13 protein-coding genes and 1 pseudogene are annotated in these 13,181 nt (G+C 69.8%); 11 read left to right on the top strand and 3 right to left on the bottom strand.

The annotated features are described in order from the left end of the window. Nucleotides 1-10: 10 nt before the first annotated feature. Nucleotides 11-331 carry a hypothetical protein gene (locus ACIO3R_RS33040; protein ID WP_018522262.1) on the top strand — a complete coding sequence of 107 codons (321 nt, stop codon included), beginning with the start codon at nt 11-13 and terminating at the stop codon, nt 329-331. A gap of 114 nt (nt 332-445) precedes the next feature. Here the strand turns inward: ACIO3R_RS33040 and ACIO3R_RS33035 are convergent, their stop codons facing one another. Further along, nucleotides 446-850, bottom strand: coding sequence for a TIGR03618 family F420-dependent PPOX class oxidoreductase (locus ACIO3R_RS33035; RefSeq protein ID WP_363021247.1), 405 nt, complete (start codon nt 848-850; stop codon nt 446-448). A 214-nt stretch (nt 851-1,064) separates the two neighbouring features. On the opposite strand from ACIO3R_RS33035, the gene clpB reads away from it, so the two are divergent. Both clpB and ACIO3R_RS33025 read left to right on the top strand, forming a co-directional pair. Next, complete coding sequence (gene clpB, locus ACIO3R_RS33030) at nt 1,065-3,659, top strand: ATP-dependent chaperone ClpB (protein ID WP_385030469.1); 2,595 nt, start codon at nt 1,065-1,067, stop codon at nt 3,657-3,659. Nucleotides 3,660-3,808: 149 nt separating this feature from the next. Further along, a complete protein-coding gene (locus ACIO3R_RS33025; protein ID WP_385030472.1) occupies nt 3,809-4,369 on the top strand; it encodes a YbjN domain-containing protein in 561 nt (186 codons plus the stop codon). Nucleotides 4,370-4,436: 67 nt separating this feature from the next. Here ACIO3R_RS33025 and ACIO3R_RS33020 read toward each other — a convergent pair. After that, nucleotides 4,437-4,871, bottom strand: a pseudogene (locus ACIO3R_RS33020) (aminotransferase class I/II-fold pyridoxal phosphate-dependent enzyme); the annotation flags it as partial. 149 nt (nt 4,872-5,020) lie between these two features. Here ACIO3R_RS33020 and ACIO3R_RS33015 point away from each other — a divergent pair. The 4 genes from ACIO3R_RS33015 (at nt 5,021) to ACIO3R_RS33000 (ending at nt 7,898) form a co-directional block, all read left to right on the top strand. Continuing rightward, on the top strand, nt 5,021-5,506 hold the full coding sequence (locus tag ACIO3R_RS33015) for a prevent-host-death family protein (RefSeq protein WP_385041648.1): 486 nt from the start codon (nt 5,021-5,023) through the stop codon (nt 5,504-5,506). Beyond that, nucleotides 5,503-5,853: a hypothetical protein gene (locus ACIO3R_RS33010; protein WP_385041645.1), complete on the top strand. Its 351-nt coding sequence runs from the start codon at nt 5,503-5,505 to the stop codon at nt 5,851-5,853. Before ACIO3R_RS33015 ends, ACIO3R_RS33010 begins: the two co-directional genes overlap by 4 nt. 192 nt (nt 5,854-6,045) lie before the next feature. Continuing rightward, nucleotides 6,046-7,308, top strand: coding sequence for a DNA sulfur modification protein DndB (locus ACIO3R_RS33005; protein ID WP_385041642.1), 1,263 nt, complete (start codon nt 6,046-6,048; stop codon nt 7,306-7,308). A 158-nt stretch (nt 7,309-7,466) separates the two neighbouring features. Then, on the top strand, nt 7,467-7,898 hold the full coding sequence (locus ACIO3R_RS33000; RefSeq protein ID WP_402110719.1) for a hypothetical protein: 432 nt from the start codon (nt 7,467-7,469) through the stop codon (nt 7,896-7,898). A gap of 2 nt (nt 7,899-7,900) precedes the next feature. On the opposite strand, the gene ACIO3R_RS32995 is transcribed toward ACIO3R_RS33000, so the two are convergent. Then, nucleotides 7,901-9,079, bottom strand: coding sequence for a pyridoxal phosphate-dependent aminotransferase (locus tag ACIO3R_RS32995; protein WP_402110718.1), 1,179 nt, complete (start codon nt 9,077-9,079; stop codon nt 7,901-7,903). Nucleotides 9,080-9,218: 139 nt separating this feature from the next. Between ACIO3R_RS32995 and ACIO3R_RS32990 the strand changes: the two genes are divergently transcribed. From ACIO3R_RS32990 to ACIO3R_RS32975, 4 genes are all read left to right on the top strand, one after another. Beyond that, nucleotides 9,219-9,524: a hypothetical protein gene (locus ACIO3R_RS32990; RefSeq protein ID WP_385041633.1), complete on the top strand. Its 306-nt coding sequence runs from the start codon at nt 9,219-9,221 to the stop codon at nt 9,522-9,524. A 362-nt stretch (nt 9,525-9,886) separates the two neighbouring features. After that, nucleotides 9,887-10,408 (top strand): DUF2617 family protein, encoded by a 522-nt coding sequence (locus tag ACIO3R_RS32985; protein ID WP_362961153.1) that lies wholly within the window; start codon nt 9,887-9,889, stop codon nt 10,406-10,408. 84 nt (nt 10,409-10,492) lie between these two features. Beyond that, nucleotides 10,493-12,091 carry a polyamine aminopropyltransferase gene (locus ACIO3R_RS32980; RefSeq protein WP_402110716.1) on the top strand — a complete coding sequence of 533 codons (1,599 nt, stop codon included), beginning with the start codon at nt 10,493-10,495 and terminating at the stop codon, nt 12,089-12,091. A 119-nt stretch (nt 12,092-12,210) separates the two neighbouring features. Continuing rightward, nucleotides 12,211-13,161 (top strand): SRPBCC domain-containing protein, encoded by a 951-nt coding sequence (locus ACIO3R_RS32975; RefSeq protein ID WP_402110714.1) that lies wholly within the window; start codon nt 12,211-12,213, stop codon nt 13,159-13,161. Nucleotides 13,162-13,181: the final 20 nt, after the last annotated feature.

Genomic DNA, 13,181 nt, shown 5'->3' with positions numbered 1-13,181 from the left:
GGGCGGACTTGTGACCACTCCACCGGACGACCGGACCTTCCGGCGTGAGATGGCAACCGCCTACCGCTCAGGGTGGCATTTCATCGACCTCGTCACGGCACTCCCCCACCGTGGTGATTCGTTGATGGTCACTCTGTTCGGCGACCCGGTCGTCGTCGCCCGTGAGGACGACGGGGAGGTCCGCGCCTACCGGTGCCTCCGCAAGCCGCGTGGAGCGCCGCAGCCCGTGCGCTGCGCTATTCGGTACGACATGATTTTTGTGAACCTCGCACAGCGTGACCACCAGCTGTTCGAACCTGAAGCCATCTCCGCCACCCCCCGCAGTGCCTGAGCGATCCCCCGTCGTTCCACGTCGCTCAGACACTCCCCCACACAACGGCGTCACCGTGACCTGAACACGGTGGCGCCGTTGTGCTGTCCGCTTCCGGTCAGCCGCGGCTTTCGGTCAGCCGCGGCCCAGTGCCCGGTCCAGGGTGATCTCGATGGCGACGCGGTCCGGGTTGGGCTTCGGCGCGCGCCCGTAGCGGGCCGTCTTGCGGCGTACCGCGTCGTCGACCCTGTCCTGCTCCGTACGCACCCTGGCGACGCCCTCCAGGGTCGCCCAGCGGCGTCCTTCGGCCTGGCAGACCGCGACCCGTGCGCCGTCCGGGCCCGCGGCCAGGATGTTGGCGACCTTGCGGCTGTTCCTGCCGGTGATGATGCGGGCGAGGCCGGCCTCCGGGTCGTACGTCACGCACACCGGGACGACGTGCGGGGTGCCGTCGGGGCGCAGTGTCGTGAGGGTGCATACATGGGGCTCGCGCCAGAAGGCCAGGTACTCGGGGCCGGGATCGCGTACGTCGACTGCCATGGGCCCAGGGTAGGCAGCCCCGGTCCGCCCTGCGGTGGCGGGCGGACCGGGCGGCCGGTTCACTCGGACATGAGGTGCGCGGCAGCGCGCAACGGTGCGGAGCGATGCGGGAGTGGACCGTTTTCTGCGTTGAGTGGAATAGACTCAACTTTGTGCACGTTCAGCGTGTCAGAAGTGAGTACGGGCCAGTCGTCGCAAGGAGGAGAGAGCGCACGTGGACGCCGAGCTGACCAACAGGAGCCGGGACGCCATCAACGCGGCCACCAGCAGGGCCGTGAAGGACGGGCACCCCGATCTGACCCCGGGACATCTGCTGCTTGCGCTGCTCGCGGGCGAGGACAACGAGAACATCGTCGATCTGCTCGCCGCCGTCGAGGCGGACCAGGTCGCCGTGCGCACCGAGACCGAGCGGCTGCTGGCCGCCCAGCCCAGCGTGACCGGGTCGACCGTCGCACCGCCGCAGCCCAACCGCGAGCTGCTCGCCGTGATCTCCGACGCGGCGCAGCGGGCCAAGGAGCTCGGCGACGACTACATCTCCACCGAGCATCTGCTGATCGGGGTCGCGGCCAAGGGCGGCCGCGCCGGTGAGATCCTCGACGGCCAGGGGGCCGGCGCGAAGAAGCTGCTGGCCGCGTTCGAGAAGAGCAGGGGAGGGCGCCGGGTGACCACACCCGACCCGGAGGGCCAGTACAAGGCCCTGGAGAAATTCGGTACGGACTTCACCGCGGCCGCACGCGAGGGGAAGCTCGACCCGGTCATCGGCCGTGACCAGGAGATCCGCCGCGTCGTCCAGGTGCTCTCGCGCCGCACCAAGAACAACCCCGTGCTCATCGGGGAGCCCGGCGTCGGCAAGACGGCCGTCGTCGAGGGGCTCGCCCAGCGCATCGTCAAGGGGGACGTCCCCGAGTCCCTCAAGAACAAGCGGCTCGTCTCGCTGGACCTCGGCGCGATGGTCGCGGGCGCGAAGTACCGCGGCGAGTTCGAGGAGCGGCTGAAGACCGTCCTCTCCGAGATCAAGGAGAGCGGCGGCCAGATCATCACGTTCATCGACGAGCTCCACACCGTCGTCGGCGCCGGCGCGGGCGGCGACTCCGCCATGGACGCGGGCAACATGCTCAAGCCCATGCTGGCCCGCGGCGAGCTGCGGATGGTCGGTGCCACCACCCTCGACGAGTACCGCGAGCGGATCGAGAAGGACCCCGCCCTGGAACGCCGCTTCCAGCAGGTGCTGGTGGCGGAGCCGTCCGTCGAGGACACCATCGCGATCCTGCGCGGGCTCAAGGGCCGTTACGAGGCCCACCACAAGGTGCAGATCGCGGACTCCTCGCTGGTCGCCGCCGCGACCCTCTCCGATCGCTACATCACCTCCCGCTTCCTTCCCGACAAGGCCATCGACCTCGTCGACGAGGCGGCCTCCAGGCTCCGCATGGAGATCGACTCCTCGCCCGTCGAGATCGACGAACTCCAGCGCGCCGTCGACCGGTTGCACATGGAGGAGCTGGCCCTCAAGAACGAGTCCGACGCCGCCTCCAAGCAGCGGCTGGAGAAGCTCCGCCGCGACCTCGCCGACAAGGAGGAGGAGCTGCGCGGGCTCAACGCCCGCTGGGAGAAGGAGAAGCAGGGCCTCAACCGGGTCGGTGAGCTGAAGGAGCGCCTCGACGATCTGCGCGGACAGGCCGAACGGGCCCAGCGCGACGGCGACTTCGACAGCGCCTCCAAGCTGCTGTACGGGGAGATCCCGGGCCTGGAGCGGGAGCTGGCCGAGGCCGCAGAGGCCGAGCAGGAGGCCGCGAAGGAGCCCAAGGAGACGCTGGTCAAGGAGGAGGTCGGTCCGGACGACATCGCCGATGTCGTCGGCGCCTGGACCGGCATTCCGGCCGGACGGCTGCTGGAGGGCGAGACCCAGAAACTGCTGCGCATGGAGGAGGAGCTGGGCAGGCGCCTCATCGGGCAGACCCAGGCCGTGCAGGCCGTCTCGGACGCGGTACGCCGCACCCGGGCCGGAATCGCCGACCCCGACCGGCCCACCGGCTCCTTCCTCTTCCTCGGCCCGACCGGCGTCGGCAAGACCGAACTGGCCAAGGCCCTCGCGGACTTCCTCTTCGACGACGAGCGGGCCATGGTCCGCATCGACATGAGCGAGTACAGCGAGAAGCACAGCGTGGCCCGGCTGGTCGGCGCCCCGCCCGGCTACGTCGGCTACGAGGAGGGCGGCCAGCTCACCGAGGCGGTCCGCCGCCGCCCGTACAGCGTCGTCCTGCTGGACGAGGTCGAGAAGGCCCACCCCGAGGTCTTCGACATCCTGCTCCAGGTCCTCGACGACGGGCGGCTCACCGACGGACAGGGCCGGACGGTGGACTTCCGCAACACCATCCTGATCCTGACCTCCAACCTCGGCAGCCAGTACCTGGTCGACCCCCTGACCAAGCCCGAGGAGAAGAAGAAGCAGGTCATGGACGTGGTGCGGGCCTCGTTCAAGCCGGAGTTCCTCAACCGGCTGGACGACCTGGTGGTCTTCTCCGCGCTGTCCGGCGACGAGCTCGCCCATATCGCGGGCCTCCAGATCGACCGCCTCGCCAAGCGGCTGGCCGACCGCCGCCTCACCCTCGACGTCACCCCGGCCGCCCTGGCCTGGCTGGCCGAGGAGGGCAACGACCCGGCGTACGGCGCCCGGCCGCTGCGCCGGCTCATCCAGACGGCGATCGGCGACCGGCTCGCGAAGGAGATCCTCTCGGGCGGGATCACGGACGGCGACACGGTCCGGGTGGACCGCGAGGGCGACGCCCTGACCGTCGGCGCGGCGTCGTAACAGCGGCGCGCTCGCGTAACCGGAACGTGTGGCGGCCCCGGTCCCCACTGGCTGGATATCAGCTTGTGGCGGATCGGGGCCGTTCCCGCTTGCCATGCCCCGCCCGGCATGGGGGAGGATGGCAGCCAACCGCACGAAGGGAAATTACGGTGAGCATCGATCCGTCCTCGATTCCTAACTTCGGGGGCCAGCCCGAACCGCAGGCGGCAGGACCGGAGGGCCCCGTCGTCCCTGACCAGGACCTCGTCAAGCAGCTCCTGGAGCAGATGGAGCTGAAGTACGTCGTCGACGACGAGGGCGACCTCGCGGCGCCGTGGGAAGACTTCCGCACGTACTTCATGTTCCGTGGCGAGGGCGAGCAGCAGGTCTTCTCGGTCCGCACGTTCTACGACCGCCCGCACGACGCGGACCAGCGCCCGGTCCTGCTCGACGCGATCGACGACTGGAACCGCCGCACCCTGTGGCCCAAGGTCTACACGCACACGCACGAGCCCGAGGAGGGCGCCGAGGACACCGGCACCTCGGTCCGGCTGATCGGTGAGGCGCAGATGCTCATCGGCACCGGCGTCGCCCTGGAGCACTTCGTCTCCTCGACGGTCAGCTGGGTGCGCGCCTCGATCGAGTTCGACAAGTGGCTGCTGGAGCGCCTCGGCCTGGCCCCGGCCGAGGACAAGGCGGAAGGCGCGGAGCAGGACGCTCCGGAGGCCTGAGCCACCGCGCAGTGACAGCCCGGCGAGGCGAGCGGTCCCATCGGACCGCTCGCCTCGCCGGGCTTTCTCACAGGCTCTTCAGCCGGGTCACCGCCTCCGCCAGCACCTCCGTGCGCTTGCAGAACGCGAAGCGGACGAAGGGGGCGCCCTGTTCCCGGTGGTCGTAGAAGACCGCGTTCGGCACGGCCACCACCCCGCACCGCTCCGGCAGTGAGCGGCAGAAGGCGAAGCCGTCGCCGGTGCTGTCCAGCGGGCGGATGTCGGTGGTGACGAAGTACGTGCCGGCCGGGCGGTAGACCGCGAAACCGGCCTCGGCGAGTCCCTCGCTCAGCAGGTCGCGCTTGGCCCGCAGATCCGCGCGCAGCGTGTCGAAGTAGCTGTCGGGCAGCCGCAGCGCCTCGGCGACCGCGTACTGGAAGGGCCCGGAGGCGACGTACGTCAGGAACTGCTTCGCGGAGCGGACCGCCGTCACCAGTTCGGGGCTCGCGGTGATCCAGCCGACGCCTCGTTCATGCACTCATTTGAAGGCGACCCACCAGGCCCGGCGCTGACGTCGGCGCTGGAGGAGCCAGATCGTCGCAGGAAGGCTCCTTCATTCACTGTCTCACCTCCGCACTCGCAATCAGATTGCCATCAGAGTACGGTCTGAGTATGAGCATTGCGCACATGGCACCCGAATCGGAATCCGTCACGTTCACCGATCTGTCCCGGAACCCGAAGGCCGTCGCTGCGAGGGCCGCCGCCCTGGGATGTCTGCGTGTCACGCACCGAGACGCTCCCGACATGGTGCTGACCACGGCCATACACGCGGAGCGCAGCGAGGAGAACCTGACTACCGCGTCCCGACTGTTCCTTGCTCTGATGAAGCAGGACGGTGGTGTCAGGTCGCTTCTGCTCGCGCTGCCCGAGGTGTTCCCGTGGGTACGCCACCTGGACGACGAGGAAGTCCGGGAATTCACCGTCGAGCTCCTGGATGCGCTGTCCGACGCCGCTGAGCTGGGCGCCAGGGAGGCTGTGCACCGAGCGATCGTCTCGTGGCGGGCAACCGCCCGCATCAACGCCGACCCTGACCAGCTCAGGGAAGCAGCCCGTCCGCTTGGTGACGTCGACCTCGGCCCGGTCGAGGTGCACGAGTGAGTCCGAAGAAGGGCGATCGGGTCAGTGTTCCCCCGCTGAGCGGCTGGAACGTCATTCACGGGACCACGGAGGCCGCGACCGGTTGGGAGGAGCTGTGCCGGGTGGCGTTGCCGAACGCGCATCGCTGCCTGGAAGCCCTTCGCACGGACCCGCTGTCGCGCGCCAACTGGAACCGACAGCACCAGCTCCGCGGCAGGCATGCCACCAGGGAATGGAAGGGCTCCGAGCTGGAGCAGTGGGAGTACGAGATCACCAGTGGCGGCCGGGTCCGCTATCTGGCCAGCCCGGACACCTCGACTGTGATCCTGGTGTACGCCTCCCCGCGACACCCGAAGGACACCGAGTAGCCCCCGGCGCTCCAAGCTGCTGCAAGAGGGGCGAAGGGCCTCCGACCAGCGATACCCACGGCCTGGCCAAACCTCACACCCCGCAGTTTCGGTAGGTCTCCCGCAGATTGTTACCCTTGCACGTGCAAGGGATGTGTACGGGCTTCGGGACGGCATACGCCCCGAAGTTCAACGGGTGGACAAGGGGTGTGCATGACCGGTCAGACGAGTTCTGAATTCGTGGCGGAGGTCGATCGGGGGAATGGCGATCCGTTCCGTGTCCTGGAGTTGAGCCCCACTCGACTTCTGACCACCATGCCGTGGGGGCAGTTGGCGCGGATTGTTCCCGACCCCCGACGGGCTGAGGATCCCAAGGGGTTCAAGTATCTGTCGGCTGACGAGCAGCGACAGGCAGAAATCCGGAACGAAGTCCAGCGCACCATCAAGACGACGAAGAAGTGGGATAACGCCAAGGGGTATGCCCGCTATCTCGCCGACGTCATTAGTGGTAGGCGTGATGAGAATTGGGCGACTCCGCCGTTCGCGCTGTGGATTGAGAAGCCTGTCAAGACGGTCAGGTTGAATACCGTTTTCGAGGCGGACAAGGTCGCATACCTGCCGTTCGGCACCAGCGGGGTGTTGGTGGACGCCGAGACGCAGCACCTCGCCCACTACCTCCTCCTCGATGCCCCTGAGGTCCACGGCGTCACAGCGGATCAGGTGAACAGGCGACTCGTCGGTGTGGAGATCTATCACAATCTCGGTCTCGTCTCTGCGCGTCAGATTTTCCACGACCGAAATCTTCTGGGTGTCATCCCGAACAAGAACGTTGCGCTTACATCCGATTCGGTCAATGTCGCCACGAGCATCACGATTGCTCTGCTCAAGCAGGTCATGGTGCCGCTGCCGGGTTCCGGTGAGGCGGCGCCACTGGAACAGCACGTTTCTATGCGGCAGCGACAACTGAAAGCCGTGGACAAAGAATGGATGACGCTCTCCACGCTCAGGTCATTCGTTATTACGGCCATCTTTGGGAGGTCTGGATTCGACAAGACGAGTGGTCCCATCCCTGAGTTGCCCGAAGGCTGCACCAAGGACGCTGCTGAGGTGGCGATCGCCGATGCGCTGTCTTTGCTCTTCACGCGCTTTGGGTCAGCCTTCCAGGACCGGCTGCGCACCGTGATTGCGGCGCCGGCGGTCTTTGCGGCTCTGGGGGCCGTGGCGCACCGCTCGATGCCGTGGGGTGCGGAACCCCGGCGCAGCCTGGATGGGTTTGGCGAGCTGCTGTCCGATGTCAATTGGTCTAGAGATGCTCGCTATTGGGGTGGAATCGTCGGAAAGGAGACGGCCAGGGGCACATTCTCCCTGGCAGGCGGAGTCAAAGATTCCGGTTCGCGGACTGCTACGGCGCTGGAGGATACGGAGTCTGAGCGCTATTCGTGGATCAGGCACGGCCAGCCCGGCGTGCAGGGCTGACTGATCTGGTGAGCGCGGGCAAATCTCCGCTGATCCGCCCCCGCTGTTTTTGGTGGTTCCCCGTAGTTCCGGTAGCGTCTGCGATTGCCGCTCGGAACCGCATTCGCAACCTCGGTCGGCGCAGGTCTTGCTGTGTTCGTCCGGCCTAGGGGGTTAAAGTGTGGGTAAGCGTCCTGATTTCGGTGCTCGCCCTTGTGGTGGGTGTTGCGGGGTACCGGGTGGTCCTGTGGAACAAGCGCCGGGTCAGGACTGATGAGTTCCGCGTCCCCGCCACGTGTGCCCAGGAAACGTTCATGATCATGGAGCACAGTGGTTTGCCGCTCGACGCGTCGCTCCTCAAGGAGGCCCGACAGCACCAGCCGAAGCTGGCTGCAGCGGCCCGACGGGCGGCCTGGGACCCCGACATGGGCAAGGCGCTGCAGGACCTCGCCCAGAGATTCGCAGCACTCGTTGACAGCTCCATCCCTCGCACCCGAGAGACACGTGACGAGTTCCGGCGTCGCGAACGGCAATGGGAGCGGCAGCTTCGCGTTACGGACGAGTCCTTCACCGACCTCTTCACGTGTCTTGACGGGGGCCGGAAGCGCTGACGTCAGCGGAGCCGGGCGAGGCGGGTGACTGCCGCTTCCAGAACCTCCGGTTTCTTGCAGAACGCGAACCGCACGAATGGGGCACCCGCCTCGCGGTGGTCGTAGAAGACGGCGTTGGGGATCGCGACCACCCCGCAGCGCTCTGGCAGGGCGCGGCAGAAGGCGAAGCCGTCGCTCTCGCCGAGGGGGCGGATGTCGGCGGTGACGAAGTACGTGCCGGCCGGCTTGAAGACTTTGAAGCCGGCGTCCGCCAGGCCCGCTGCCAGCAGGTCACGCTTGGCCCGCATGTCCTCGCGCAAGGCGGTGAAGTAGCTGTCGGGGAGGGCGAGCGCCTCGGCGACCGCGTACTGGAAGGGCCCGGCGGAGACGTACGTCAGGAACTGCTTCGCGGAGCGGACCGCCGTCACCAGTTCGGGGCTCGCGGTGATCCAGCCGACCTTCCAGCCGGTGAAGGAGAACGTCTTTCCGGCCGAGCTGATGGTGACCGTCCGCTCGCGCATACCGGGGAACGAGGCGAGCGGCAGGTGCTCGCCCTCGAACACGAGGTGCTCGTAGACCTCGTCGGTGACGACGAGGAGATCGCGCTCGCAGGCCAGTTCGGCGATCGCGGCGAGTTCCTCGCGGGTCAGGACGGTGCCGGTGGGGTTGTGCGGGGTGTTGAGCAGCAGCAGCCGGGTGCGGGGGGTGACGGCGGCGCGCAGTTCGTCGAGGTCCAGCCGGTAGGTGCCGGTCGAGGGCTCGGGGTGCAGGGTGACGGGGACGCGGGAGGCGCCCGCCATGGCGATGCAGGCGGCGTACGAGTCGTAGTACGGCTCCAGCGCGATGACCTCGTCGCCGGGCTCCAGGAGCGCCAGCATCGAGGCCGCGATGGCCTCGGTGGCGCCGGCGGTGACGAGGACCTCGGTGTCGGGGTCGTACGTCAGGGCGTAGCGCCGCTGCTGGTGAGCGGCGATCGCGGTGCGCAGCTCGGGGACCCCGGGCCCCGGCGGGTACTGGTTGCCGTGCCCGGCGCGCAGGGCGCGGACGGCGGCCTCGCGGACCTCCTCCGGGCCGTCGGTGTCCGGGAACCCCTGGCCGAGGTTGATGGCGCCGGTGCGGACGGCCAGCGCGGACATCTCCGCGAAGATCGTCGTGCCGAACTCGGCGAGGCGGCGGTTGAGCAGCGGTCGTCCCTGTGTCATGACCGCCATCCTGCGGGGAAGCTCTGGAGTTGCTCAAGTCTGCTTTGGCCGAACGGGGGCGGGGGCATCCCCCTCCTGCACGCAGGAATCCGGTGAGAAGCGGGGGACTCGCTTCGGGGGACGGAAGGACGTGAGGTCCGTGAAGGTGGTACTCATCGCGGTGCTCGTGATCGTGGCGGTGGCGGTGCTCGTCTCGTCGATGGCGAGCGCGGGAAGCCGCGGCAAGCCGCTGGCCCGGAGCAAGGGCCGGCGTGGTGCGGTCGGTGGCGGTGCGGCCGGCGGCAGCTGGTGGGCGGGCGGCGGCGGGGGTGGCTCGTCGTGCGGCGGCAGCAGCAGCGGCGGTCACTCGGGAGGCCACTCGGGTGGTCACTCCTGCGGCGGTGGTCATTCGTGCGGCGGGGGTTCGTCGTGCGGCGGCGGGGGCGGATGCGGCGGAGGCAGCTGACACGGGGCAGCTGGTCCGTGACCGGGCGGATTCACGACGGCCCGGTGCCGTAGGAGGTGTCCGGCGGGAGTCGGGGCGGGGCTTCGGAGCCGCCCCGAGTCCCGCCGGACACCTTTTTCCTGGGCCCTGCGGCGAGTCGCCGGTGAACAGGTGAACCGGAAGGCCCCCGAGGGGATGGAAACCACGTCAAGTTGGGTAAAAACACTGCGAGTGCGGCTTAGTTCGTGATTCCCTCGGTGGAGAGAACATTCAGCCCTCGGACCCCAGTTGGACCTGATCGGGCGCTTCCCACCTCCCACGTGCATCACGCTCGGGGGCGTCCCCCTGTCCATGTGTCCATGTGTGTTTTGCGGAGCCGACCCATGCTCACGACCCTCCATACGGCCTATTCCGACACCCGTGCCGCCGATCTGGCCTGGGCGCTGGGGCGTGAACCGCTCCCGGCGCTCGCCGTGCTCGATCTCCATCTCGCCGGTGCCCAACTCCAGTTACGCCTGCTCGGCGCCTCCCACCAGGTCCTCCTGGAGGAGGACCGCGGCAGCTGTTCCGAAACCGTCGCCTGCATGCCGGGCAGCAGCACCCCACTCCCTCTCGGCGTCTCCAAGCGACTCGGGGACTGGGAGTACGAGTTCGCGGCCCGCGTCGAGACGCTCGGCGCGGGCTCGTTCGCGGGACGTGCGCAGGAGCTCCTGGCGCTCGTCGCCGACCATCCCCACGGCCTGGCCGGGACGTTCCCGGGCAGCCCGCACGCCTTCACCGCCATGCTCGCCCAGCGGACCGAGGGGCAGGTGCGGTGGCGTACCTGGCACGCGTACCCGCAGGAGGGTCAACTGGTGGTGACGCGCACCCGCGTGGGAGTGCGGATGCCGGCGGCCGTGCTGTGACAGGGGCCCACTCCGTTGCGGTTGAATCACTTACACCCTTGTGGGTGACAAGCGGCGACGTTCCAGTGACGTAGCGTTCGCGGCATGATCGACCAGCAGGTGTCGCTGCGAGGGGGCGCGGCGCGGCTTCCCGTACGGCCCAGGACCGGCCGGTTCCTCGTGCTCGCCGCGGTCTTCGTCTGCGCCGCGTGCGGTCTGGTGTACGAGCTCGAACTGGTCGCGCTCGCCTCCTATCTGATCGGTGACTCCGTCACCCAGGCGTCCGTCGTGCTCTCCGTGATGGTGTTCGCCATGGGGATCGGCTCGTTGCTCGCGAAACGTTTATGCAGCCGGGCCGCGGTCGGCTTCGGACTGATCGAGGCCCTGCTCGCCCTGGTCGGCGGCTCCTCCGCGCTGGTGCTCTACGCGACGTTCGCCTGGATCGGCGAGTCGCGGTACGCCCTGGTCGGCTTCTCGCTGGCGATCGGCGTCCTGATCGGCGCGGAGATCCCGCTGCTGATGACACTGATCCAGCGCGTCGACCGGCAGGACGCGGGCGGGGCCGTCGCCGACCTGTTCGCCGCGGACTACGTGGGGGCGCTGGTCGGCGGGCTGGCGTTCCCGTTCCTGCTGCTGCCGCTGCTCGGACAGCTCACCGGGGCGCTGTTCACCGGTGCGGTCAACGCGGCGGCGGGCGGGGCGCTGGTGATGTGGGTGTTCCGGCGGGATCTCACCGGCCGGTCCCGGTGGCTGCTCATCGCCGTCAACGTGGCGGTGATCGCCCTGCTCGCCACGGCCGCGGTGCTGGCCGACGACTTCGAGCGGGCGGCGAGGCGCGCGGTGTACGGGGACCGGGTGCGGGTCGCGATGCAGACCGACGTCCAGGAGGTGGTGCTGACCGGGGCGGGCCGCAGCTCCCTGGACCTCTATCTGGACGGGCGGCTGCGGGTCAGCTCGCGCGACGAGTACCAGTACCACGAGGCGCTGGTGCACCCCGTGATGAACGGGCCGCACGCGCGGGTGCTGATCCTGGGCGGCGGCGACGGCCTGGCGGCCCGCGAGGTGCTGCGCTACCCCGGCGTGCGGAGCGTCACGCTGGTGGAGCTGGACCCGGCCGTCACCCGGTTGGCCCGTACCGACCGCGCGCTCTCCGCGCTGAACGCGCACGCGTTCCGGGACCCGCGGCTGACGGCCGTCACCGGGGACGCGTTCAGCTGGCTGCGGGCGGCGCACGGCCGCTACGACGCGGTGATCTCGGACCTGCCGGACCCGGGGATCTCGGCCAGTACGAAGCTCTACTCGGCGGAGTTCTACGGCCTGGTCGCCGAGGCCCTCGCGCCGGGCGGCCGGCTGGTGGTGCACGGGGGGCCGCCGGCCAGCCGGCCGCACACGTACTGGACGGTCGAGGCGTCGATGAGGGCGGCGGGACTGCGGACCCGCCCCTACCGGGTCGACGGCCGGTACGCCGGTTTCGCGGCGGGCCCGGACCGTGCGTCGGGCGGGGCGGCGCAGCCGCACGGCTGGGGGTTCGTGCTGGCCGGACTCGGCCGGGCCCCGGAGCTCGCTCTGGACCCGGAGGCGCCGGAGCTGAAGGACCTGACGGAACCCGCGCTCCGGGAGGCGGGCAGGCGGGCGCAGGCCGGCCGGCTGCCGGGGCTGGCGCCCTCGACGCTGGTGCACCCGAGGTACTGGGACGAGTCGTGAGCCCGCGCCGCCGGTGGGGCGTAAGTGGGCGGGGCGGCGGCAGCGGCTCCGGAGGGGCGGTGGTTCCGGAGGGGCGGAAGCGCTGACGTGATGGCCGGGGCTGAGTAGGCTCGGTTTCCATGGAGCATGAGGTGCACGTTCCGGTTCCGGTCCCTGTCCTTCGGCGCACGCTGAGCGATCCTGCCCGGGTCGCACGCTGTGTGCCCGGCCTTCAGCGGGACGCGGCCGCGGGCCCGCTGGCCGGCCGGCTCAAGGTGCGGGTCGGCGGCCACACCATCACCTACCGGGGCGCGCTGCGGCTCACCGCGCTGACGGACGGCCCGGCAGGGGAGACCGCGTACGGCGTCTCCGTCGCGGGCGAGGGAGTGGAGGCGCGCGGCACCGGCTCGGCGAAGCTGGCCCTGACCGTCCGCCTGACCGAACGGGACGGCGGCACCGCGATCGCGTTCGACGGCACGGTCGGCGGCGACGGCCGCCTGGTGGAGCTGGATCCGGCGGCAGCGCTCGCGGCCGCCCACCGCCTGCTGGACCGCTTCGCGCAGCAACTGGTGACGGAGGCGCTCGCCGCGCACCAGGAACCGGGTGGGGGAGCGGGTGATCAGGCGGCCGACGAGCCGGCCGACTCCGGGGCCCGTTCCGAGGAGCAGTCCGTCGGGGACGCCGTGGAGAAGGCCATCGAGGAGGCCGCGGAGGAGGCGGACGGCACCGGTGCCGAGGAGGCCCCGACCACGCATGACGCCGCCGCCGACGAGGCCCCGGCCGGGGAGCAGTCGCCGGACAGGCCCTCGGTCTTCGACACCCCGGTGCCGCCGTCCTCGATGGACGCGGTGGCCGGGATCGAGTTCACCGTCCCGGACGGGCCGCCGGCCGAGGCCGCACATGCCCGGCGCACCATGATCGGGCGCAGCGCGGAAGAGGTCGACCACGCCCCGCCACGCGGCCGGTACGCCCCCGTGCCGTCGCCCGACTCGACCGGCGCGGGCGCCACGCTCCGCTGGGTGGCCCCGGCGGCGGCCCTCGCCATCGCCTCCGCCGTGGTGGTGGGCCGGGCGCTGCGGCGCCGGAGGTAGCCGCGGCCAGTAGGGTCGGT

The sequence above is a fragment of the Streptomyces sp. NPDC087428 genome, from assembly GCF_044744085.1.
Lineage (GTDB): Bacteria > Actinomycetota > Actinomycetes > Streptomycetales > Streptomycetaceae > Streptomyces.
Note: the sequence above shows the minus strand (reverse complement) of the source record. Positions and strands in the feature narration are given on the sequence as shown.